The organism is Williamsia sp. 1138, assembly GCF_002095435.2.
Lineage (GTDB): Bacteria > Actinomycetota > Actinomycetes > Mycobacteriales > Mycobacteriaceae > Williamsia.
Window position 1 is genome coordinate 136,789 of the sequence record NZ_MJEJ02000041.1, and the last position, 21,739, is coordinate 158,527.

Consider the following 21,739-nt stretch of genomic DNA (forward strand, 5'->3'; position numbering starts at 1 on the left):
CCGTGACCATCCCTTCTGCGTCGGCAGCACTGTCCGACGCCGCGATGATTTACCGGATGCCGGCCTCGCACCGCGGGCACTGGCTGTTGTTTACTGACTGGGCCGCCGCGTTCAACCTGGCGTCGTTGCCGGCGTCTGCGGTCACGGTCGCCCGGTTCCTCGACTGCGAACCGGGAGTCTCCCGCGCAACGTTGCGCCGGCGGGTGTCAGCGATCAACGCCGCGCACCGGATCGCCGGACACACTCCACCCGGGACTGTCACCGCCGTGCGCGCGTTGTTGTCGGCGCGCGATCGCTACGCCGGCACCGCCCGCCAGGTGATCGAGCGGTTGCCGGTCAGTGGCTGGCCTGCAGGGCTTTTCGGGCGCCGCGACGCACTGGTCCTCACTTTGGTGTGCCGCCTCGGGATACCGATCGCGCAGGTAGGGGAATTGCGGTGCGGGGACATCACCGTCGACGTCGCCCGTGGTGTGCTGCGGATTGGCGGTGGACACGACATCACCGCGCCGTTGGAGGCAGACGATCCGTACGGCGTGCATGCAGTGTGGGCCCGGTGGGCAGGCGTCCGCGACCTCACGGTGCGGCGCCCGTCGCCGATGGCGTGGGCACCGGTCCTGCACACCGCGCCGCCCCGCGCCCAGGCGCCGCAGGTCTCGTGGCACGAGCACTATGACCCCGACGCTGCGTTGTTGCCGACGTTCGACCGCTGGGGTAATCCGACCGCTCCGATCGGCGACACCACCACCGGGCTTTCCAAGCGTGCGGTCGATGCAATTCTGCATACCCACCTGCGGGCACCGGGCCGGCCGAACACAGGACGGACCGCGTGGACGGCGGGGGTCCTCGAGCGCCGCGCCCGCCCCATCGAGCCTGCACCGACTCCCGTTGTTGTGCCTGTCTTGGACGACACGCACGACGACGGGGTCGATGCGCGCCGCCGCGCCGCCGCCGAATTGGAGGACCTCGACGCCGTGTTCGACGCACTCGATCACCAGATGACCGCGCTGCTGGCCCGCACCGAGCAACTACTCGACGACACCGACTGAAAACCGCTGCCGTACAGCCACTGCCGAGACTGGCGGCTTGCCCGGCTAGTCGTATCCTCCCCGCCCGAAATGCTGTCACAGGCGGATGTGGGCCAGTGCAAGCTGACGTGCGCCCGCTAGTGGGCGCACGTCACCGGAGTGGACGTGGCGACAGCTGCCGACCATCGGGAGAACGCCTCGGTGAGACTTGGCATCGGCGGTGCTGTGCGCGAGGATCCCCAGTTCGCTCTGCATCGCTGGTCGGCGGTACGTTCGGGCGAACGATCAACGACTCAATACATCCCGCGCTTCCACGCGCCACCACGACACGAAGGGGCCAACCACTGTGGCACGCAGGACTATCGAGTACATCACCGACGACTTCGACGGATCTGAACTCGATCCTTCGGAGGTGATCGTGGAAACGTTCACCGTCAACGGGGTGGACTACTCACTCGATCTCGGTGGCAAGTCGGCAGAAAAGTTCGACAAGGACATGCAGAAGTGGATCGACAAGGCCACCAAGATCGGAGGCCGGCAAAAGCGGTCCACGACCAAGCAGGCACCGGCACCCGCTCGCGCAGCCACCCCCGCAGCCGTCAGGGGCGGCGACAAAGCGCAACTATCAGCGGTCCGCGAGTGGGCACGCGCGAACGGTTACGAGGTCTCCGACCGCGGCCACATCCCGCGCGCCATCGTCGAAGAATTCGACGCAGCGCACTGACGTGCCCTCGCCAAGGAGGTGTTTCTGTTGAACTACACAAAATCGTGACAACTATTTCCCCTCGATATAGAGAGCGCGCTACTTCGATTCGTGGAAGGGCTTCGCGAGGCTGCGCGCCACATTTGCAGTGCCGGTCGGTAAGCTCCTTGCGAGTCCGGTCACGTTCCGGCGTGAATCGGGGAGCTTGTGGACATGACAACGAACACCGCAGGCACGTACGAGATCAAGACGGTTCGCGCGGTTCGCGGCATGGAGTCCCGACCATCGAGAAGTGGGAAGACACAGGCTGGGAGGTTGTTGCTCGGACGCCCGGGGAGATCCAGACGAAGATCACGTTCCGACGCCCTGCGCCCCGGTCTCGCCGGCTCCTCTGGATCGTCGGTGGCGGCGTGTTCACGCTTGCGCTCGCGACCATCATCGTAGTCGGAGTGATCGGCGAAAATGAGACCGCGTCAGCAGAATCGGCCGGCCATGCGTCAAGTGAGGCAGCTGCATCGAGCGAGCAACCGGTCCCTCAAGCGATAGGCACGGCGCCGACATCATCGCCGGAGCCGAATGACTTTGTTCTCACGCCTGAAAACAGTTCGGAGCTCGCGACTGTGCTCGCATCGACTGACTATTGTTCATTTGAAATCGCAGCGTTCGCTGCGGCTCATCGTGGTCAGACGATCTCGTTCCCGGGCAGCATCGGCGCGATGGCACCCCACGAGGGCGCAAGCACAAGATACGACATTCTCATCAACGCGGGCGACTTCAGCGAAGCATCCGCGCCCGGGCCTGCTTTCCAGTTCCGCGATGTGAACACCACGAACGACCTTCACTGGGTCGGCTCGGTATCAGACACGATCAGCGTCAGGGCGGACCTAAGCGTCACGGCGAAGGTCGACCGCTACGAGGAGAAGTCGTGCCTGTTCCTTCTTGAGCCGGTTGCCACTGCCGCCCGTTAGCTTTAGTGCACTCATGCCGATCTGACTTGGACGTGCCGGAGTCCGGGAACCCCAGGCAGATGTGGTCAATGTTCTACGGAGCGAGCGCACGGTCTCGTGACTGAACACGCCACGGAAAGCGGCCACGGCGCTGCAGAGATGAACCCTTGAAGCTGTTGTAGTACAAACGAACTACGTGGCGGATGAATTTTTCTGACCCGGTATTCTTCGGGTGCGTCGCAGAAGCGGCTACCCCTGATTCTGGCAAGGATTTTAAATGAGGACACGTGCACATCGCACTCTGCGGGCATCGGCCATTGTTACCGCCACCGTGGCAGTTATATTCGGATTGTCATCAGCTCCCGCCTCGGCTGAGACGTACGCGATCGATCTTCAAAACGTCCCCACGACAGTAGAAGTAGGAGCACGGGTAGCGCTCACCGCCCAGATCACACCGGAGTCCAACTACGGGTACATCAGCATCTACGGCACAGATGTCAACGGGCGTGTCGTGCCGCGACCTGCGGGCGAGGCCTTGCAGAAGGCGCCAGTCAATGGAGCCGCTACATTCACCCTTACTCCCGAGGTGCTTGGCCCTACGAAGCTCTCTGCTTTCGGCGACGATCCGAGCGGACGAACTCTCGCCGACTACGACACAACAACCGTCGTACTCACTCCAAGTGAAGTTGAAATCGCCGCGGTTCCACCGGCGCAGCGAGGCAGCACGGTAGCTGTCCATCTGCGTGCGTTTGTCCCGCGAGCGGCCCGCGTTCAGGTCGAGTGTGCTCCGGTAGACGGCACCGCCAGTTCAACCTTCAGTGGTCAGAACATTGTTGACGGTGAATGGACGTTCGACTGCCCGGTGACTGACCGGGCAGCAACGGAATACTACGTTAAAGCGTGGACCATTGGGAACAAGTGGGAAGACTCGATCACTAAAGAGATTCGCTTTCCGGTAGTCGGCCAGGTCTTGCCTGAACAGCCCGGCGGCGATGGCGGAGCCGGCAGCCTGTCTGGTGTCGGCATCGCCGATCTGGCAGGGAACCTGGTCGAGGTTGCCGGGCAGCGGTAGACATGCGGTGGAGGGTTGGCATGAGCTCGTCCGTTCCCGCCGAACCAGTGCCCGCAACCACTCGGCGTTCGTTGATGTCGAGGAAGTCGAACACGTAAGGGTCGCGGACCAGTTGATGGGCCAGGTCGGAGTCCGCCGGCGGTAGGTGGTCGCCGAAGTTGGTGGGCGCTGCACCGACCCGCTGGTCGAGGTGGTTGCGGATCTGGTGCGTCAATACTGCCCCGTGACCAGCCGTGCTGGACCGCTGCGGTGGCGTACCAGTCGCGGGTAGCGTGGTCGTCGAGCTTGTCGATCAGGACGGTGAGGTGGCCCCACGGCAATTGTCCAACAGGCTGTTGGACAATTGCCTCCCGCGGCCACGTGCTGGCGATGGTGCGCATGTAGTGCAGGTTGCTGCGGGAGAATCCCCGCATGTCGGGGAACTCGGCCCGCAGATCGGCCGCTAGCCGATCGATGACCCGGCTACCCAGCCGCGGGCGTCCTGGCGGTCGAGCATCGTCCAGCCGATATCCCAGTACAACACCAACAGCTGAGTGTTGACGGTGCGGGTGGCCTGCACCCGAGCGCTACGAACCTGGGTCTTGAGCTGCTCGAGTACCTCGCTGTAGTCGTCGGGTACCTGCGCCAGTTCGCTCACACCGGCCATCTTCCCCCACCACCGTTCATGTAGCCGAGATCACCCAACCTGCGGGTCGTGACCGCGGTTACGCAGGTGGCGGGACCCTACCGGCGTGGGGCCGCGGCACCGCCGTGACTGGCAGTCGCAGTGGGCATGCCTTGATCGTCGCCGGAGCTGGTGCGGGTGACTACCCAGCCAAAGATGGCAGCCAACGGGTACATCACGATGGAGTAGACGGCAATGGGGATGGCGACGTCGATGCTGTCGAGAACACTGAGTGCGATGGTCAGGGCGACGGTGGTGTTGTGCACGCCCACTTCCATCGACGTAGCAATGGCCTGGCGGTCATCAAGCCGCAGCAGGCGCGCGCCGAGGTACCCGATGGTCAAGCTCAGGGCGCAGAACAGTGTCACCGCGCCCCCGGCCTGGCGAACACAGTCGAGCGCGTTCTCGCGTTCGCTGATCAGCGCGCCCACAGTGACCACGAACAGGACAGCGATCGAAAAGATCCGCACAGGTTTGTCTGCCCTGGCAGCGAACGCGGGCGCGACGTGGCGAATGGCCATCCCAATCAGCACCGGTATGAGGACGATCGCGATGACCTGTACGATCTTCGCGAACTGCAGTCCGAGTGTGCCGCCGCTGTCGAAGTGGTCGATCGCCAGGTTGGTCACCACGGGGATGGTGACGACGGCCAGAACCGAATTGACTGCCGTCAGTGTCACGTTGAGGGCGACATCGCCACCGAAGAGGTGGCTCAGCAGGTTCGCGGTGGTCCCGCCGGGGGAGGCAGCGAGCAGCATGATCCCTACCGCGATCAAGGGTGGGAGTTCGAAGGCGACCGCGAGTCCGAACGCGATGGCGGGCAGGATGAGGATCTGCAGGACCAAGGCAATCACGACCGCACGAGGCGATCGAAGGACGCGGACAAAGTCGCCCGGGGTCAGGGACAGGCCCAGACCACACATGATGATGGCCAAGGCGATCGGCAGTCCGATCGAAATCAGCGCGGAATCCTTCATGCGACGAAGTCTGCACTACACGTCCGTAGAGTGCGGACACCCCAGCCCGCCGACGGACGCGTACGAGGCTGTCGACCGCTATCGGCGGGTGAGTAGCTCGTTCCGGTGCTGTTGGCTCAGGTTGTCTGCGCGGGGGCCTACGGGGACTGGCCGAGCGTGGGCACAGCTACGTGCGTGTGCTGGGGCCGCCCTCAGCTATTTTCTTGACCTGATGGGACGTGGGGGTCTTGGTCTTCTTATTGGCTGCAATCACGACCCGGGCGGCAGCTTGGCGTACGCGTGCTGTTCGCGCTGGTTTGCGTGAGGGCGCGGCTTGTGCGCTGGTCATGGCCGGTCCCTTTCCTGGTCGGTTGGATCGTTGTCTTCATTATCGGCTTCGAGTGCCTGTTGCGCTAGTGCGGTGACCATGTCGCGTTCGGTGGCTGTGATCAGGTTGGACTGAACCAGCACGGCCAGCACCGCAAATCCTGTGGCTGCTTCTTCTTCGGTTTCGCTGAACGTTCGCTCGACTGCCCATGTCGCTCGCCGCCACCACTCACTGCGGCGGTCGGCCCGGTCGCGTTGGTACAACGTGATGAGGACACCGACGATTCCTACGGTCCCGACCACGAGTGTCACCCACGCTTGCGCGGTCACGGCAGCCCTGCGTGCTGGATATGCCCGACGCGCACCTTGAGGTGCGCGCGGCGCTGCAACTGCTGGACGGGCGATGAACGCGATGTCATCGCCGCAGACTATCGCCCCCGGGGCCCCGGCACGCGATGGCTTCTACTTCTATGACCACAATATGGATCGCACGGACGGACCTTGGGCAACATTCGGCTCGCCTGGCACAATAGCCTTCTTCGTGGTCCTCTGCGCGTCTCGGCGCAGGTCAGGCGGCTCGCTATCTGCGCTATAACCATTTAGCGCGGACAGCCAGCGTCCTACCAGCATGAGGGCGCGATCAGTAGGCAACGGCCGACGCTCGCGTGGCTTTCGTCCTCGACCACCACGCGGCGACGAGGTTCAGCGACTCGCACAGTTCCACGTTGCTTCTGACGAGTAGGTAGGTCGCGGAATCCACCTCAGTGCCGTTGATCTCGGTTTCGTAGGTGACCTCGCGTGCGAGGTGCTTGATCCACGAGTGGCTGGCCCGTGTTCGGGTGGATTTGCGGGCATCTCCGACGACAAGAATGCGACAGGAATCCGGCATCGAAGTGGCGTCGGCCGCGGCTGCGAGCAAACGCGCCGTCTCGACGCGTCGGTGGCACCGACGTCGCCACCGACCCAGCAGCGACCGGTGCTCGTCATCAATCTCTTGGGTGACGGTGACGACATAGGACGGCTCGGCGTCGCGGTAAGCGTTGGGAACGTCGTCGAGGTGACGCGCCCGATGGTGTCCGCTGTGTTGAGTTCGCAGTCCAGGCCGGTCGGGGTCGATGACCTCGACAACCGCACCCGAATCGACCAGCGCGTTACATACCCGTCGTCTGAGGTCGCCGGCGTAGCCGATGACCACTACCGGTACTCCGCCTGATGTTGAGGAACTGTCGACTGGCCCGGTCACCAATGGTGGTGAACGCAGTCCACTACCGTTGCCGTGCATACCCGTCCCGTCGGCAGTACGTAGGTGCGTTCGTCTCCCACTGCCGAACCCAGTATCGCTTGGCCGAGTGGCGAATTGGGAGAGCAGATTTCGACATCGACCAGCTCGTGCTGTTCATGTGCACCGAGCAGAAATCGGGCGCGATCGAAGTGATCGTGATCGAACTCGACGGTGACTACTGAACCGATCCGAACGGTGTCGTCTCCGAGGTCCGGTTCATCTATGACCTCGAGCACAGCGTGGATGCGAGCTATCTGGCCGTCGAGGGCTTCGAGGTCTGTCACGCTTCGGTGGTAAGCGTCGTTGTTGTCTAAGTCACCCATGCGGCGATGGCCGATCATCTCGGCACTGACTTCCGTCCGCAATCGACGCAGTTCAGACAACTGTTGCTCGCGGCGACCCTCGGGGCGTTCTTTGGATAACGGAACGGTGGTCATTGCATGACTTCCTGCGTAGCGAAATTCTTGAAGCGCGTCACATCGTCAGGAACGGTGCTGGCGCTGGTGTGCAGAGTCGGGTGTCTGTCGGTCATCTGACGTCGGTACGCAGCATCGACGTGTGTCGTCAGCGTGAGGATCCACGGAACAGTCTCGATCGACGTCTCCACTGTGCTGGTATCGAGTGTGGCCAGGATGTCGCGGGACAGCGCCTCGAGTTTCGCCGGGGTCACCCGGGCCGGATTGCCGGCGAAGGCCAAACACAACTCTCGGCACTGCGGTTCACCAAGACGTGTTAGGTCGTTCAGCATGTGCCACTGCCGCAGCAACAGGCGGGGCCCCGCATCGACCGTCGCGCTCGAACGCCGCGTTCGTCCCGAGAACGCCGCGTTGGCGAGTCGCTCCGCGTCGTGTCGAAACGCCAGAAACCGCGCCGGCGTCGCGCAGACCCGAATACAGCACTCCATGACAACCGCTTTCACGGCCACACTCCTTTGTTTATCTGTTCCTCGGACTCTAGCCGGAAAAAAAATAAATGCCAGTCGATCCTCTCTGCAGGGGTTGCCCCGAAATCTACTGGGGAAGAAACGATGTCGAAATTCTGTGGTACGCGCTGAGGTCTGAGCGGAGCCGTCCGGGGGCAGGCTGGATTTTATTTATTCTTGGGCTATGGTCGGTCGGTGAGCGGTCCTTGCGGCCGCGATTGACCTATGGCATTGAGGGACGATGGCAGAGAAGAATTCGAGCTCGAAGAAGAAGCGTCTAGCGATCAAGGAGAAGCGCGATCAGAAACGGGCAGTGGCGGAACGGACGATCGTGCGAAGGCGTAAGAATGCCTGACCCCGGTCGACGCAATTGGACACTCGCTCAGGTACTAGCTGCTTTACACGAGCATTTCTCGACCACGGCGCGCTTGGACCGTCGTGCGTCGCTGTTCTGTGTCGGCCACGAGGCCGGCATGCGCTTCGCCAGGATCTGCGTGCTTGACACATTGGCGTCGGAGGTCGGGCACACCGACGCCTCAATACCCAGAGGACGCTCCGATGGTCGACGTGAGCGGGCGAACCTGCAGGCCATCGGAGATCGGTTGACCAGTGCGCTCAGTACGGCCCCCAAGCGTGATCCCGAGTATGACGCGGGGTACAGAACGGGTGTGGAGTTGGCACTGCGCTACCTAGCTCTGGCTCACAGCACGCTCGACTTGGAAGCGGCCGCCGTCGACGGCACGTCGAACCGAAAAACGAAAGGCCCGCTGACGACCAGCTGCTGAGCGACGCGAGGCCCCATGAACGCTCTCGGTTACTGGTTGATGTCGCGGTGTGCTGAGGGGTCCGCTCGGGGACCCATACTGCGGATGCAGCGGCGTAGGGGACGGGAGCCTACGTCGTTACCGGCGGTCGGGATCGCCGTCCCAAATTATGTGTCCGTCCGCTCTGATGCGGGCGCCGGCTGCCGGTGAGTGTGGCGTGAGTCGTCCGGTATGCATGAGATGTTCAACGGGTGCGTTCCATCGCATCACGACGACGTCGGCCACGAGTCTGCGGTGGCATCGCCACCACACGCTTTCACTGCACATCATCGCGGTGCGTCCCCCAGAATCGAGGAGTTCACGAACGGCGGCCGTGAACTCTGGTGTGCGGGTATGGGCTGCGTAGGCAGCGAACTGCTGTACTCGCCACCAGGAATCCTCGACCACAGTATCGGCTGGGAGGCGACGCCGCCCTCCGAGTCGAGGATCGGTGCGGTATCTAATACCGCCCTGAGCCACCCACTGAGTCATGGCATCGCTACCGACATCTGGATTGTGCCGACTACCCGGGAAACGACGAATATCAACAATCTCGTCAATCGAGGATTGCTGCAGCAGCGCCAGTAGTTCGTCTTTGTTCAGACGTCCGTGACCAACAGAAATCAGCATGTTCTGGCACCTGTTTGTTCACGATGAGACCCTGACGTTACGACTCTGCCGGAGCGGAATGCAGTGGGCAAGGGGGTTGTCCCATGCACCCTCACCCTGAGCTCGTGCTTCCTTGTCGAGGCGGTAGGCGGTTGTGACAGCCGGCGTATCAACTCATCAGCACAATTCCGGTGGCCAATAGGCCCAGGACCTTGGCCACCTCGAGAGCGATATAAGCATGGTGTGCGTACGAGCGGGGTACGTCGTTCCCGGCAAGAACAAGGTTGGTTCGGCGCGTTAGCCGGGGCCGTACAAGGACTACTTGTATGGCGAGAATCGCTACCGTCACACCGGCCGTCACTGCTGTCGTTGCATCTGGACGGTCGGTGACAAGTACGGCGACGAGCGCTAACGCGAGCACTACTTCAACCGTGTTCAATGCACGAAAAACCAGCCGGCCAATTCCAAGACCCGTTGGCACGTCCACACCCGGCGCCCGGAATTTCAAGGGGGTTTCTAGGAACGAGATAGCCAACACCATGCCTAACCAGACAAAGACAATTGCTATCGCGAGGGATTGCTCGAGATTCATGACGGTGACGCTTCCCATTGTCGAGGCATTCTCACCTGTGCCAGAGGGTGGACGACCGCGTGATGGCCTTCCTCGTCACGAGGTGAACTCGTCCAGTGAGCTTCTTCGCCGGCGTTCGTGTACTCCGGCTACACATCATCGTTCACATCCCCGACCGCTGCGCAGAGATGGACGTTGCCGTCTGCGAGGCGGTAGGTGAGACCAATGATCCCTATGTCACCATCGGCCACACCTGCAGAAATTATTTTGCTGCGTTCCATCAGTAACTTGCCGGTTTCTTGGACATGGCGGGCCTCGAACTCGTCGACAGTGGTGAGGCCTTCACTCCGGCCCAGCAGAATGCTCGGTGTGACGCGTTCGACCAGGTCGCGAATATGACCGCCGGCGATGTCCAAGTTATCGAGGGCGACGAGTGCTGCTTCGACCGCACCGCAGCTGTCGTGCCCGAGGATCACGATCAGAGGTACGTCGAGGATGTCTACGGCGTACTCGATCGAACCCAGCACAGAACTGTCGATGACATGTCCAGCAGTGCGGACTACAAATACAGCACCTAGTCCCTGGTCGAAGATGATCTCAGCAGCTACCCGGGAATCTGCGCATCCGAATATGACCGCTTTAGGGTGTTGTCCGTGAGCCAGTCGCTCACGATCACCGATGTCTTGGCTGGGATGATGCGGGCGTCCAGCGACGAATCTGTTATTGCCCTCGCGTAACTGTGCCCACGCATCCGCCGGTGCCAATGCTGCCACGTTCATACCGAAGCCTCACTGTGCGTCATAGAATTGAACCTCTCCTTGTGCCGCCGCCGGGTGGGATGTCCGGACGATAACGACGTGTTGTACGTCAGTCGTAGTTTTACGTTGTCAGGTCTTCAGGTGACGTAGCACCGCGCCTGATATTCGGCTGGGGCGCTGTTGGTCCTGGGCACAATCGCCCCATCTGGATTGGGCGGCTGTGTGGTGGGCGGGTCCTCAGGTGGGGTCGCACGTTCGAGAAACCGCAGCAGCTCCACCGGGAACGGAAGTACCAACGTCGAATTCTTCTCGGCAGCAACTTCTACCACGGTTTGCAACAGGCGAAGCTGTAATGCTGCGGGATGCTCAGTCATCGCTTCGGCGGCCTGCGCCAACTTTGCCGATGCTTGGAGTTCGCCATCGGCGGTGATCACTCGTGCCCGCCGCTCTCGTTCGGCTTCAGCCTGTCTGGACATCGAGCGCTTCATCGAATCGGGGAGCACGACATCTTTGATCTCGACCCGGTCGATGTGGACGCCCCATCCAAGGGCCGGGCTGTCGATCATCAACTCGAGGCCCTCGTTGAGGCGCTCGCGGTTCGATAACAGGTCGTCGAGGTCACTTTTACCAATGATGGAACGTAGGGACGTCTGGGCGACTTGACCGATAGCGGAGATGTAGTCTTGCACATCCACGGCCGCGCGTACGGGGTCAGAAACGTTGAAGTAGACCACAGCGTCCACTCGGACGGTGACGTTGTCACGGGTGATCCCATCCTGGGCCGGGACCGGCATGGTGACGATCTGCATGCTCACCTTCTCCAGGCGGTCGACAATGGGAATCAGCGTGACCAGGCCAGGAGCACGAACGTCAGGCATCACTCTGCCGAGTCGAAACACGACTCCCTGCTCGTACTGCTTGATGACGCGCACGCTCATCGCCGCCAACAACGCGGCGAGGCCGCCTATCGCGGCGAGTGCATACAGAAGTATTGCGATCATTGCCAACTCCTACCTAGTCAGTGGCGTCCCTGTTCCACCTGGGGAGCCGCAGCAGCCAGGTAACGAGGATTACGCGACCTGCGGCGGCGCGCGCCGCCTGACGGTCGTCTGTCGTACCTGTCAACCGGTCAGCACTTCAGCGTGACAGGTACATCGTAACACGATAGAAATTAGTTTCGACCTACCTGGCGGCAGGGCGGGGTGGGGTGTTGAGCGAACGACGAATGCGCCGTGCAGCGGCTTATTTGAGCCTCGACTTATTTAGACAGCGCGGAATGCTAGCCCCCGAGCTGTATCGTGTAACGATGGAAGTGAGGTGACTGTGAGTGAAATGATGACCCCTGACGACGATGCTTGTAGGGATGGTGAGCACGACCCAGAGCCGCTATCGAAGCGGGAGTTTGAGGCGCTGGCGCGCTTCCGGTTTGGCATCCGGCGCTACTTGCGGTTCAGTGAGGAAGCGGTTCGGGCTCATGGAATTGCGCCTCAGCAGTACCAGATGATGTTGGCGCTCAAGGGTTACCCCGATCGGGAATGGGCGAGCATAGCTGAGCTCTCCGATCGCTTGCAGCTGCGTCATCACAGTGTGGTGGAACTGGTGAACCGGGCGCAGAAGCAGCAGCTTGTGGAGCGGGCAGTCCATCCGGACGACGCCCGCATGGTGCGGGTCGAGCTCACTGAACAAGGCCAACGGATTTTGGCACGTCTGAGTGCGATGCATCGAGACGAACTCAAACACCTCGGGTCGATGCTGACGTTGCCGACGTGGGACGACCGTGGGCGGTAGGTGAGACATGTCGCTACAGCGAGGTCGGTCACTGTGCATGGTTGGGAACGCTCCGTTTTGGAGTTCTGTAGTGGAAGGCTGACGATGACATCGACCGAGAATTGCGGGAACGTCCTTGCGGATCTGCCCATTCCGATCGTCGGTGCGCCCATGGCCGGCGGGCTACAACAGTCGATCTGGTGACCGCCGTCTCTGGCGCTGGCGCGTTGGGCTTCCTCGCGGGGGCAACGATCAGTCCCGCGGCGATACGCTACGCCGTCGCCGGGGTCCGCGATCGTGGAGTGGAGCGGTTCGGCGTGAATGTTTTTGTCCCCGAACCAGGCTTCACACCTGACTACGCTGCCCTGCGCGCCTATCGTCATCGCTTGAGCCCTGTAGCCGCCGCTCTGGGCGCACAGGTGCCCGACGTGGTGGACGGTGTCAATGACTATGCGGCCAAAGTCGACGTCCTCGTTGAATCACGGGTGCCGTGGGTGTCGTTTACCTTCGGGCTACCCCGTATGGTCGACGTGGCTCGCCTCAAGGAGGTGCACGCGCAGGTGGTGGTGACCGTCACCTCGCCGCACGACGCGCGCGACGCGGCAGATCGAGGAGCTGACTACCTCGTAGTGCAAGGCCCCTTAGCGGGCGGGCATCGGTCAACATTTTCCGTTGGTGCGGAACCGCCCGACATCGAACTGCGCGTGCTCCTCGACAAAGTGTCACAGGTGACGAGTCTGCCGCTGATTGCCGCCGGGGGAGTCTCAACCGGCGCCGACGTCGCACAATTGCTCAACGCAGGTGCTTCAGCGGTCGCCGTCGGAACCCTGCTGTTGCGCTGTCCCGAAGCTGGGACCCATCCCGTTCGTCGCGACGCTTTGGCCGACCCCCGGTTCAGTGCAACGGTCGTGACGAGGGCGTTTTCCGGCCGACCAGCGCGAGGGTTGTCGAATCTTTTCCACCGCGAGTTCAATCGTTACGCACCCGCGGCCTACCCAGAGGTCAACGCGATGACCGGACCGCTACGAGAGGCCGCGATGCACGCCGCCAATGCAGACATGACCAATGTGTGGGCCGGTGCGGGCTATCGATCAGCCCGCACCGACCCCGCCGCCGACGTCATCAAGCGACTGTGGGACGAGGCGCAAAGCCACCTCGCCAATCCCGGCAGCTAAATGCCAGAGGCACATCAGCGGCCCTTCTGGAGCGAGGCGGGTGCGGGAATGCTGTAGCCGTAGCCAAACGTATTGCACTGTGCAAGACTTGCACTATGCAAGAGAATGCTGTTTCTGCACCCGTCACCGAAGGCGACCTCGACGTATTCGAAGTGGCTACCCGCGACCTGATCGGTGTCGCGCTGCGCAGCCTCACCGCGATCAACGATGTGCTCACTTTGCCGCAGTTTCGATTAATGCTGGTCTTGCATGAGCAACGCGCGCTTCCCTCCACCCACGTGGCCCAAGCTCTGGGATTGGCGGGTTCTTCTGTGACCAGGATGGCCGACAAGCTCTGCGCAGCAGGCTACGTCGAGCGCGGGAATGAGCCTTCGCACCGGAGTGTGGTGACATTGAGCTTGACCACCCGCGGTCATGCTGTGGTGCGCGAGGCTGTCGCTGATCGACGGCGTGAACTGGCGCAGTTGCTCGAGCGGCTGGATCCACAGACACGCGCAGCGTGCGTCGCCGGGCTGCGTGAGTTGCATTTCCACGCCGGCGACGAGTACACCATTGGTACGCAGAGCCCGGTGCCGCTATGACTGCAGGAGCGACTCCTCGAGCGCGTCCCCGAGCAGTCCGCACTCGCAGTGAGGGGCAGTGGGCTCATGGGTATCGTGAACCGCTGAACTCCACCGAACGGTTCAAACGCGGCAGCGACGGCCTCGATGTTCGCGATCGCATCATCGGTGTGTATGCGCGCAACGGGTTCGCCTCCATTGATCCTTCTGATCTGCGTGGCCGTTTTCGGTGGTACGGCTTGTATACCCAGCGGCGCCCAGGGATCGAGGGAGGCAGGACAGCCAAGCTCGACGCCGAGGACCTCGAGGACAGCTACTTCATGCTTCGGGTTCGCATTGCCGGCGGTCAACTGTCGACCGCCCAAATGCGGGTCATCGGTGAACTGTCGCGGCAGTACGCCCGAAACACTGCCGACATCACCAACCGGCAGAACATACAGTTCCATTGGGTACGCATTGAAGACGTCCCGGCGATCTGGGAACAGTTGGAGTCGGTGGGGCTCTCGACCATCGAAGCCTGCGGGGACACGCCCCGGAACATGCTCGGCTGCCCGGTCGCCGGCATCGCTGCCGACGAGGTGATCGACGGCACACCATCGCTCAACGCACTGGCCCCGTTCGTCGGCGACCCCGCCTTCTCCAATTTGCCGCGCAAGTACAAAACCGCCATCTCCGGATGTTCCCGGCACTGCACCATTCACGAGATCAACGATGTCGCGTTTGTAGGAGTTTTTGGGCCAGAAGGGCAACGAGGTTTTGATCGGTGGGTGGGCGGGGGCCTGTCCACCAACCCCATGTATGCCCAGCGGCTCGGAGTGTTCGTCCCGCCAGAGCAAGTACCTGCAGTCTGGGTGGCTGTCACGTCCTTGTTCCGTGACTACGGTTACCGTCGCGCACGGGCCAAAGCGCGCCTGAAGTTCCTGCTCGCGGACTGGGGAACCGAGAAGTTCCGCACCGTTCTGCAGGAGGAATTCCTTGGGTTCACTCTTGCGGAAGGGCCGGCAGCTGCACCACCCAGCACCCTGCGACGCGACCATGTCGGTATACACCCGCAAAAAGACGGCCGGTTCTACGTGGGTGTGACACCGAGCGTGGGACGCACATCAGGCGACATGTTGACGCGAGTTGGTGAGCTGGCAGAACGCTACGGCTCCCAGCGGGTACGCACCACGATCGACCAAAAACTAATCATCCTCGACGTACCAGAAGCACACACCACTCCACTTGCCGAGGAACTCGAAAAGCTGGGACTGTCGGCTAATCCCAGCGTCTTTCGCCGGCACACCATGGCGTGCACCGGTATCGAGTTCTGCAAACTCGCGATCGTCAACACCAAAGACCGCGCGGAACAGATCATCGCTGAACTCGAACGTCGGCTACCTGACTTTGAGGTACCGGTCACCATCAATGTCAACGGGTGCCCCAACTCCTGTGCCCGAATACAAACCGCCGACATCGGCCTGCGGGGGCAGATCATCACCACCGATACCGGCCAGCACGTCGAGGGGTTCCACGTGCAACTGGGAGGCGGTCTCTCCGCCGACGTCGGCTTCGGACGGAAAGTACGCGGCCTCAAACTGACTGCCGACGACCTACCGAGCTATATCGAACACCTTCTCCAGACGTATCAAAAGAATTGCTTACTGCTGAGACTTTCGCTGCATGGGTTCGGCGGGTTGACGAATCGACTCTTACCCCGGCACCGCGATGAAGTCACACCACAAGGTCAACCCGGACATGGAGTTCTTCTACTGCCCCTATTGCGGCGAACAAGATCTCTACCCCCGCGAGGACCGGGGATGGGAATGTCACCAGTGTCAACGTGCTTTCACCCTCACATTGACAGCCACCCGACTGGCCGACCGGCCACACACTATTGCGCCGCCCACCCGCCAGGAGCCCACTCTGCCATGACATCGACGCGAACGTACGACTCGGAGCTGCTGACCACGGTGGCGCAGCGGGTCATCGTCGGAGACGGCGCGATGGGAACCATGCTGCAAAACGCCGACCTGTCTGTGGACGACTTCGCTGGTCTCGACGGTTGCAACGAAATCCTCAACGACACCAGACCGGATGTCCTTTCCGCCATACACCGGGCCTACTTCGAAGCCGGTGCGGACGCAGTAGAAACGAATACCTTCGGTTGCAATCTATCGAATCTCGGGGACTACGGGATCGGTGATCGCATTCGTGAACTCTCGCGTAAAGGCACCGAAATCGCCCGCGTCGCAGCTGATGAATGTACTTCGGCCTCTGATGCGAGCCCCCGCTTCGTGTTGGGCTCGATGGGGCCGGGAACCAAGCTGCCTAGCCTGGGTCACACCACGTTCGCGGTCTTGCGTGATGCCTACATCGAGTGCGCCCTAGGAATGATCGAGGCCGGCGCCGATGCGCTGCTCATCGAGACATCGCAGGACCTACTCCAAGTCAAAGCGGCAGTACTCGGGGCCCGACACGCGATGACGTCGTTGGGCCGCCACATCCCGGTCATCACCCATGTCACTGTCGAGACCACCGGCACCATGCTCCTGGGCAGCGACATCGGCGCAGCATCGGCAGCGATCGAGCCACTAGGTGTAGACCTGATCGGATTGAACTGCGCTACCGGACCAGCAGAGATGAGTGAACATCTGCGGTACCTGTCCACCCACTGCGGCGTCCCAGTGTCCGTCATGCCCAACGCCGGACTCCCCACGCTCGGCCCCGATGGGGCGCTCTACCCGTTGGGCCCGGAAGAACTCGCCCACGCGCTGCAAGGATTTGTCCGCGACTACGGACTGTCACTGGTCGGTGGGTGCTGCGGCACCACGCCTGAGCACATCAAGCACGTCTGCCAAGCACTGCGCGCGATGACCCGGCCATCGCGCACGATCGAACACGAACCCGGAATATCGTCGTTGTACACGGCAGTGCCCTTCCACCAAGACTCCAGTTTTTTGGTGATCGGGGAACGCACCAATTCCAATGGATCCAAAGCCTTTCGCGAGGCGATGATCACCGAAAACTACCAGCAGTGCCTCGCTATAGCGAAGGACCAAACCCGCGACGGTGCACACATGCTCGATCTCAACGTCGACTACGTCGGACGCGACGGCGCCGCGGACATGTCCGCATTAGCCAGCCGTTTGGCCACCAGTTCGACGCTGCCGATCATGCTCGACTCGACTGAACCTGCAGTACTGCAAGCTGGGCTGGAGGCACTCGGCGGTCGATGTGTGGTTAATTCTGTGAACTACGAAGACGGAGACGGCCCGCAATCACGATTCCAGCGCATCATGGCGCTGGTGTCACAGCATGGCGCTGCCGTCGTGGCACTGACCATCGACGAGCAAGGACAAGCACGCACCGCGACGGGGAAAGTCGCAATCGCTCAACGGCTGATCGCTGATATAACGACCAACTGGGATGTGGCTGAAGAAGACATCATCATCGACACGTTGACATTTCCGGTATCCACCGGACAGGAGGAAGTGCGCCGCGACGCTATCGACACCATCGAAGCCATCCGAGAGCTGAAGCAACTTCACCCCAAAGTGCACTTCACCCTAGGGGTTTCGAACGTCTCCTTTGGTCTCAATCCCGCTGCACGGCAAGTGTTGAACTCGGTGTTCCTCCATGAATGTGTACAAGCCGGCCTCGACACGGCGATCGTGCACGCCTCTAAAATTCTGCCCATCGCGCGGATCCCCGACGAGCATCGAACCATTGCTTTGGACGTGGTCTACGACCGTCGACGCGACGGCTACGATCCTCTGCAAGAGCTGATGGCACTGTTCGAGGGTGTCTCAGCGGCCTCCGCTCGTGAAAGCCGCGCACAAGAGCTTGCTCAACTGCCGTTATTCGACCGTCTCGAGCGACGCATCGTCGACGGCGAACGCGAAGGCCTGAGCAGCGATCTCGATGCCGCTATGGAGCGCACGCCGCCACTGGCAATCATCAACGACACCCTGCTATCGGGCATGAAGACAGTCGGCGAACTCTTCGGCTCGGGTCAGATGCAACTACCGTTCGTGCTGCAGTCTGCCGAAGTAATGAAATCCGCTGTCTCACATCTAGAACCACATATGGAGGCAGCTGAGGCCGACGGTAAGGGTCGCATCGTGCTCGCGACCGTCAAAGGCGACGTCCACGACATCGGCAAGAACCTCGTCGACATCATCCTGTCGAACAACGGCTACGACGTAGTCAACCTCGGCATCAAGCAACCCATCACCTCAATCCTCGACGCCGCCGAAGGCGAACGGGCCGATGTCATCGGTATGTCCGGGTTATTGGTCAAATCCACCGTTGTCATGAAAGACAATCTGCACGAGATCAGCGCGCGAGGTCTCGCCGAAAGGTATCCGGTATTGCTCGGTGGAGCCGCACTGACGCGCGCATTTGTTGAAACCGATCTCGCCATCACCTACCCCGGCCAGGTCCACTATGCCCGCGACGCGTTCGAAGGTCTACGACTGATGGACGACATCATGGCCACCAAACGTGGGCACGGCCCGCCACCGAACAGCCCCGAGGCCGACGCTGCCGCAGCGAAACTCGCTGAACGTAAGGCACGCCACGAACGTTCACAACGCATCGCACTGCAGCGCAGAGCCACCGAGATACCTGTAGAGGTGCCAATTCGGTCCGACGTGAAGGACGATCACCCCGTCCCGACCCCACCGTTCTGGGGAACCCGCATCGCCGCCGGCGTGCCCGTCACCGACTACCTCGAACTCCTCGACGAGCGTGCACTGTTCTTAGGTCAATGGGGGCTGCGCGGGACGCGCGGCGCCACCGGCCCCAGCTACGACGACCTAGTCGAATCCGAAGGACGACCACGGCTACGCCAATGGATCGAACGCCTCACCACCGAAGGCATCATCCAACACGCAAAGGTGGTCTACGGATACTTCCCGGCGATCAGCGACGGCGATACCGTCCACGTCTTGGAGCATCCATCGCCAACAGCGAAAACCCGAGTCACCTTCCAGTTTCCGCGGCAGCAACGAAGTCGGTTCCTGTGCATCGCAGACTTCATTCGATCGCGCCGCAGCGCGCTCGCCACCGGTCAGGTCGATGTCTTCCCCATGCAGTTGGTCACGATGGGCCAACCCATCGCCGACTATGCCGCACAGTTGTTCGCCGACAACGCATACCGCGACTATCTGGAAGTCCACGGCATCGGGGTGCAACTGACCGAGGCGCTCGCAGAATTCTGGCACCAGCGGGTCCGCGCAGAACTAAACTTCGGCGGACGAACCGCGGGTGCCGACGATCCCGACACACCACAGGGATTCTTCGACCTCGACTATCGGGGCGCACGTTACGCCTTCGGTTACGGAGCCTGCCCCAATCTCGACGATCGCACCAAGCTCGTCGCACTGCTCGACGCACAGCGCATCGGGGTCCACCTGTCTGAGGAACTACAGCTACATCCCGAGCAGTCGACCGATGCTTTCGTCCTTCATCACCCCGAAGCGAAGTACTTCAACACCTGACCTAGTGGAGGTACTCGATGTATCCAGAATTTGAGGAACGCTCGAGTCAATTACCGATCATAGTCGGCGTGGACGCCTCGTCGGCATCGCGCCAAGCACTATTGTGGGCTGCGCACGAGTCCCGGCGACGGCGAACCCGGTTGATGCTTGTACCGACCACACGACCACCCGTCCTCTATTACGGCAACGGAATGGGAGTCTGGGCCTCGATAGACGTCGATACTTTCCGCACAGACGAGTGCCAAGCACTGTTGGACGAAGCACTAACGGTTGCCGCCGACGTCACCAAGGGCGCAGTGGCAGCAGAGATCACGAACAATCAGCCCACAGTTCAGCCCGTCGTAGACCTCATCGAACGATCACACCGGGCGCAAATGATCGTCCTCGGGGCCCACGGCCCGGGCAAGCACGTGGGCGCTCTTGCTCGATCAGTAGCCGCTCACTCACCATGTCCGGTAGTGATACTTCACCACAGCCCGAAACATCAAATACCAGCGACTGGGCCGGTAGTCCTTGGCATCAACGACGCCACCACGAGTGCGCCGACGGTGGAAGCGGCGTTCGAGGAGGCGTCGTTGCGGTGCGTGGATCTCGTGGTGATTCACCGATGGAGCACCGACGCGACGGAGGCCTGCGACGATTCTGTGCTCGAGTGGGCGCTCGAACTCGAGGAGTACACCGCATTGTCCGAGGAGCTCAAGCCATGGCAACAACGTTTCCCCAGTGTCACAGTGCGTTTGGGAGCCGTACGAACCTCAGCCCGCCGTGCCCTGGTTGAAGCAGCAAGCGACGCTCAGTTGGTCGTCGTCGGCCGCCGGGATACGACGTGGCTCGGGGCCTTGCGCCCCACCACGGCAACGGCACTGCTGCGACGACTCGAATGCCCGCTGATGATCGTGCACCACAGCTGAAGCGACGCACACCGAAACGGTGACGAATACATCAACATCACCGCTGACGGCCAGCGAGAAAAATCGCACTGATGATACCGAGAGGCTAGCTATGAACGAGAAAGTGTTCCACATTGCATTCGCCGACGACTGGGAGGGTGCGCAACGCTTCGGCGAGTACGAAGTGTCCACTCGCGGCAAGACCCTCGACGATGTCGGATACATCCACGCCACCACAGAGGACAAAATATGTCAGACCGCCAGCACCGTCTATCAGGACGCCGGCCTGCCCCTGGTCGCCCTCGTCATCGACTGTCAGGCACTGCGCGCAGCCGGAGGCAGCATCGCCTGGGACGACCACGAGCAGCAGGCCGCCCCCCATGCCCAACGTCCCCGAATCATGGGTCCGTTACCCGTTGACTCCGACGTTGTAGAGCCCCACACGCTGGTGGAAACATCCCCGGGCGAGTGGATACTGGGCTGACCGGCGACCTGCACTGTAGTGCTGAGTCTGTTGCGGTGAAGGCGCCTATTCGCAGGTCTCCACACATGACCTGACGTGGCAACTTCGCCGCTGACACGATCACGCACGATTACCGAAACGCGCACACCGTCGCGGTTCGTAGAGAGCCGATGCGAGAGAACTGGTTTCGCCATACTCTTCGGCGAACGGATTCGCCGAGACGAACGTACATATGTCTCCGCTCACATAATTGGTATATAGGATGCCAATTCAAGTAACTTCGCAGTGTGCAACTCACTCGATTCACCGACGTCGGACTTCGCGTCGTCATGCGCCTCGCGGTGGATGATAGCGAGGACCGACCGGGCACTCGCCAGATCGCTGCAGAGCTCTCGGTGTCGTACGCGCATACGGCAAAGGTCATATCCAGGCTCAGCGAGCTCGGCATCGTGGATGCCCAACGCGGACGCAGCGGTGGGCTCGCGATCACCGAGTTGGGTCGAGTCGCTTCAATCGGGTGGATCGCGCGTCGCCTCGAAGGTGATGGTGAGGTCGTCGACTGCGACGGCGCGCAGCCCTGCCCGCTGCGCGGAGGATGCCTCTTGCGGTCTGCGCTCCGCGGTGCCCAGGAGTCCTTCTTCGAGTCCTTGGACACCGTCACAGTCGAGGACCTCACACGCAGTCCTACACGCGGCGTATTGCTGTCGCTTCCGCGATTTGGTGGTAGTGATCCTCAGATTCCCTCAAAGACAGGAGATTGAA

22 protein-coding genes and 2 pseudogenes are annotated in these 21,739 nt (G+C 61.7%); 13 read left to right on the forward strand and 11 right to left on the reverse strand.

The genetic code is table 11. The features are described from left to right. Positions 1–2 precede the first annotated feature (2 nt). The 4 genes from BH683_RS28690 (at position 3) to BH683_RS28955 (ending at position 3,747) form a co-directional block, all read left to right on the forward strand. Positions 3–1,046 carry a hypothetical protein gene (locus tag BH683_RS28690; protein WP_168187031.1) on the forward strand — a complete coding sequence of 348 codons (1,044 nt, stop codon included), beginning with the start codon at positions 3–5 and terminating at the stop codon, positions 1,044–1,046. Between the two features lie 325 nt (positions 1,047–1,371). Next, entirely contained in the window at positions 1,372–1,749 is a 378-nt protein-coding gene (locus BH683_RS12445) for an Lsr2 family protein (protein ID WP_168187032.1), read from the forward strand. 389 nt (positions 1,750–2,138) lie between these two features. Continuing rightward, positions 2,139–2,696 carry a DUF4839 domain-containing protein gene (locus tag BH683_RS28695; protein WP_168187033.1) on the forward strand — a complete coding sequence of 186 codons (558 nt, stop codon included), beginning with the start codon at positions 2,139–2,141 and terminating at the stop codon, positions 2,694–2,696. Between the two features lie 256 nt (positions 2,697–2,952). Then, positions 2,953–3,747 (forward strand): hypothetical protein, encoded by a 795-nt coding sequence (locus tag BH683_RS28955; protein ID WP_246833346.1) that lies wholly within the window; start codon positions 2,953–2,955, stop codon positions 3,745–3,747. Between the two features lie 275 nt (positions 3,748–4,022). On the opposite strand, the pseudogene BH683_RS28960 reads toward BH683_RS28955, so the two are convergent. From BH683_RS28960 to BH683_RS28835, 7 genes and pseudogenes are all read right to left on the reverse strand, one after another. After that, a pseudogene (locus BH683_RS28960) lies at positions 4,023–4,160 on the reverse strand (DUF1016 N-terminal domain-containing protein); the annotation flags it as partial. A gap of 29 nt (positions 4,161–4,189) precedes the next feature. Further along, complete coding sequence (locus BH683_RS28965) at positions 4,190–4,393, reverse strand: hypothetical protein (protein ID WP_246833339.1); 204 nt, start codon at positions 4,391–4,393, stop codon at positions 4,190–4,192. Between the two features lie 77 nt (positions 4,394–4,470). After that, complete coding sequence (locus BH683_RS12460; RefSeq protein ID WP_084836573.1) at positions 4,471–5,388, reverse strand: bile acid:sodium symporter family protein; 918 nt, start codon at positions 5,386–5,388, stop codon at positions 4,471–4,473. Between the two features lie 324 nt (positions 5,389–5,712). Beyond that, a complete protein-coding gene (locus tag BH683_RS12465) occupies positions 5,713–6,024 on the reverse strand; it encodes a hypothetical protein (protein WP_084836574.1) in 312 nt (103 codons plus the stop codon). Between the two features lie 310 nt (positions 6,025–6,334). Further along, positions 6,335–6,889, reverse strand: a complete 555-nt coding sequence (locus tag BH683_RS12470; RefSeq protein ID WP_084836575.1) for a hypothetical protein — start codon at positions 6,887–6,889, stop codon at positions 6,335–6,337. A gap of 44 nt (positions 6,890–6,933) precedes the next feature. Then, positions 6,934–7,413: a GreA/GreB family elongation factor gene (locus BH683_RS12475; protein WP_084836576.1), complete on the reverse strand. Its 480-nt coding sequence runs from the start codon at positions 7,411–7,413 to the stop codon at positions 6,934–6,936. After that, a complete protein-coding gene (locus tag BH683_RS28835) occupies positions 7,410–7,895 on the reverse strand; it encodes a hypothetical protein (RefSeq protein ID WP_210405203.1) in 486 nt (161 codons plus the stop codon). Before BH683_RS28835 ends, BH683_RS12475 begins: the two co-directional genes overlap by 4 nt. Positions 7,896–8,245: 350 nt before the next feature. On the opposite strand from BH683_RS28835, the gene BH683_RS12485 reads away from it, so the two are divergent. After that, entirely contained in the window at positions 8,246–8,683 is a 438-nt protein-coding gene (locus BH683_RS12485; protein WP_143696050.1) for a hypothetical protein, read from the forward strand. Between the two features lie 117 nt (positions 8,684–8,800). Here BH683_RS12485 and BH683_RS12490 read toward each other — a convergent pair whose 3' ends face one another. The 4 genes from BH683_RS12490 to BH683_RS12505 all read right to left on the reverse strand — a co-directional run bounded on the left by BH683_RS12490 (position 8,801) and on the right by BH683_RS12505 (position 11,640). Then, on the reverse strand, positions 8,801–9,331 hold the full coding sequence (locus tag BH683_RS12490) for a DUF488 domain-containing protein (RefSeq protein ID WP_084836578.1): 531 nt from the start codon (positions 9,329–9,331) through the stop codon (positions 8,801–8,803). A 148-nt stretch (positions 9,332–9,479) separates the two neighbouring features. After that, entirely contained in the window at positions 9,480–9,902 is a 423-nt protein-coding gene (locus BH683_RS12495) for a hypothetical protein (protein ID WP_084836615.1), read from the reverse strand. A gap of 128 nt (positions 9,903–10,030) precedes the next feature. After that, entirely contained in the window at positions 10,031–10,660 is a 630-nt protein-coding gene (locus BH683_RS12500; RefSeq protein ID WP_084836579.1) for a carbonic anhydrase, read from the reverse strand. 116 nt (positions 10,661–10,776) lie between these two features. Further along, the gene (locus BH683_RS12505) at positions 10,777–11,640 is read right to left on the reverse strand and encodes a slipin family protein (RefSeq protein ID WP_084836580.1); all 864 of its coding nucleotides are present in this window, start codon (positions 11,638–11,640) and stop codon (positions 10,777–10,779) included. 331 nt (positions 11,641–11,971) lie between these two features. On the opposite strand from BH683_RS12505, the gene BH683_RS12510 reads away from it, so the two are divergent. The 8 genes and pseudogenes from BH683_RS12510 (at position 11,972) to BH683_RS12540 (ending at position 21,738) form a co-directional block, all read left to right on the forward strand. After that, complete coding sequence (locus tag BH683_RS12510; RefSeq protein ID WP_246833345.1) at positions 11,972–12,427, forward strand: MarR family winged helix-turn-helix transcriptional regulator; 456 nt, start codon at positions 11,972–11,974, stop codon at positions 12,425–12,427. Positions 12,428–12,606: 179 nt separating this feature from the next. Further along, positions 12,607–13,581 carry a nitronate monooxygenase gene (locus tag BH683_RS12515; RefSeq protein WP_246833340.1) on the forward strand — a complete coding sequence of 325 codons (975 nt, stop codon included), beginning with the start codon at positions 12,607–12,609 and terminating at the stop codon, positions 13,579–13,581. A gap of 95 nt (positions 13,582–13,676) precedes the next feature. Continuing rightward, positions 13,677–14,162, forward strand: a complete 486-nt coding sequence (locus tag BH683_RS12520; RefSeq protein WP_084836581.1) for a MarR family transcriptional regulator — start codon at positions 13,677–13,679, stop codon at positions 14,160–14,162. Positions 14,163–14,461: 299 nt separating this feature from the next. Beyond that, positions 14,462–15,760: pseudogene (locus BH683_RS28700) on the forward strand (nitrite/sulfite reductase); the annotation flags it as partial. 291 nt (positions 15,761–16,051) lie between these two features. Beyond that, positions 16,052–19,624, forward strand: a complete 3,573-nt coding sequence (gene metH, locus BH683_RS12525; RefSeq protein WP_168187034.1) for a methionine synthase — start codon at positions 16,052–16,054, stop codon at positions 19,622–19,624. Positions 19,625–19,998: 374 nt separating this feature from the next. Continuing rightward, on the forward strand, positions 19,999–20,535 hold the full coding sequence (locus BH683_RS28970) for a universal stress protein (protein ID WP_281492307.1): 537 nt from the start codon (positions 19,999–20,001) through the stop codon (positions 20,533–20,535). Positions 20,536–20,626: 91 nt separating this feature from the next. After that, positions 20,627–20,998 (forward strand): DUF952 domain-containing protein, encoded by a 372-nt coding sequence (locus BH683_RS12535; RefSeq protein WP_084836584.1) that lies wholly within the window; start codon positions 20,627–20,629, stop codon positions 20,996–20,998. Positions 20,999–21,264: 266 nt separating this feature from the next. After that, positions 21,265–21,738, forward strand: coding sequence for an Rrf2 family transcriptional regulator (locus tag BH683_RS12540; protein WP_084836585.1), 474 nt, complete (start codon positions 21,265–21,267; stop codon positions 21,736–21,738). Position 21,739: the final 1 nt, after the last annotated feature.

What these genes read in the sequence shown, in the direction of transcription:
- BH683_RS28955 (WP_246833346.1), top strand. Translation starts at nt 2,953, where the DNA reads ATGAGGACACGTGCACATCGCACTCTGCGGGCATCGGCCATTGTTACC.
- BH683_RS28965 (WP_246833339.1), bottom strand. Translation starts at nt 4,393, where the DNA reads ATGGCCGGTGTGAGCGAACTGGCGCAGGTACCCGACGACTACAGCGAG.
- BH683_RS12460 (WP_084836573.1), bottom strand. Translation starts at nt 5,388, where the DNA reads ATGAAGGATTCCGCGCTGATTTCGATCGGACTGCCGATCGCCTTGGCC.
- BH683_RS12475 (WP_084836576.1), bottom strand. Translation starts at nt 7,413, where the DNA reads ATGACCACCGTTCCGTTATCCAAAGAACGCCCCGAGGGTCGCCGCGAG.
- BH683_RS12485 (WP_143696050.1), top strand. Translation starts at nt 8,246, where the DNA reads ATGCCTGACCCCGGTCGACGCAATTGGACACTCGCTCAGGTACTAGCT.
- BH683_RS12490 (WP_084836578.1), bottom strand. Translation starts at nt 9,331, where the DNA reads ATGCTGATTTCTGTTGGTCACGGACGTCTGAACAAAGACGAACTACTG.
- BH683_RS12495 (WP_084836615.1), bottom strand. Translation starts at nt 9,902, where the DNA reads ATGAATCTCGAGCAATCCCTCGCGATAGCAATTGTCTTTGTCTGGTTA.
- BH683_RS12500 (WP_084836579.1), bottom strand. Translation starts at nt 10,660, where the DNA reads ATGAACGTGGCAGCATTGGCACCGGCGGATGCGTGGGCACAGTTACGC.
- BH683_RS12505 (WP_084836580.1), bottom strand. Translation starts at nt 11,640, where the DNA reads ATGATCGCAATACTTCTGTATGCACTCGCCGCGATAGGCGGCCTCGCC.
- BH683_RS12510 (WP_246833345.1), top strand. Translation starts at nt 11,972, where the DNA reads ATGATGACCCCTGACGACGATGCTTGTAGGGATGGTGAGCACGACCCA.
- BH683_RS12520 (WP_084836581.1), top strand. Translation starts at nt 13,677, where the DNA reads ATGCAAGAGAATGCTGTTTCTGCACCCGTCACCGAAGGCGACCTCGAC.
- metH (WP_168187034.1), top strand. Translation starts at nt 16,052, where the DNA reads ATGACATCGACGCGAACGTACGACTCGGAGCTGCTGACCACGGTGGCG.
- BH683_RS28970 (WP_281492307.1), top strand. Translation starts at nt 19,999, where the DNA reads ATGATCGTCCTCGGGGCCCACGGCCCGGGCAAGCACGTGGGCGCTCTT.
- BH683_RS12535 (WP_084836584.1), top strand. Translation starts at nt 20,627, where the DNA reads ATGAACGAGAAAGTGTTCCACATTGCATTCGCCGACGACTGGGAGGGT.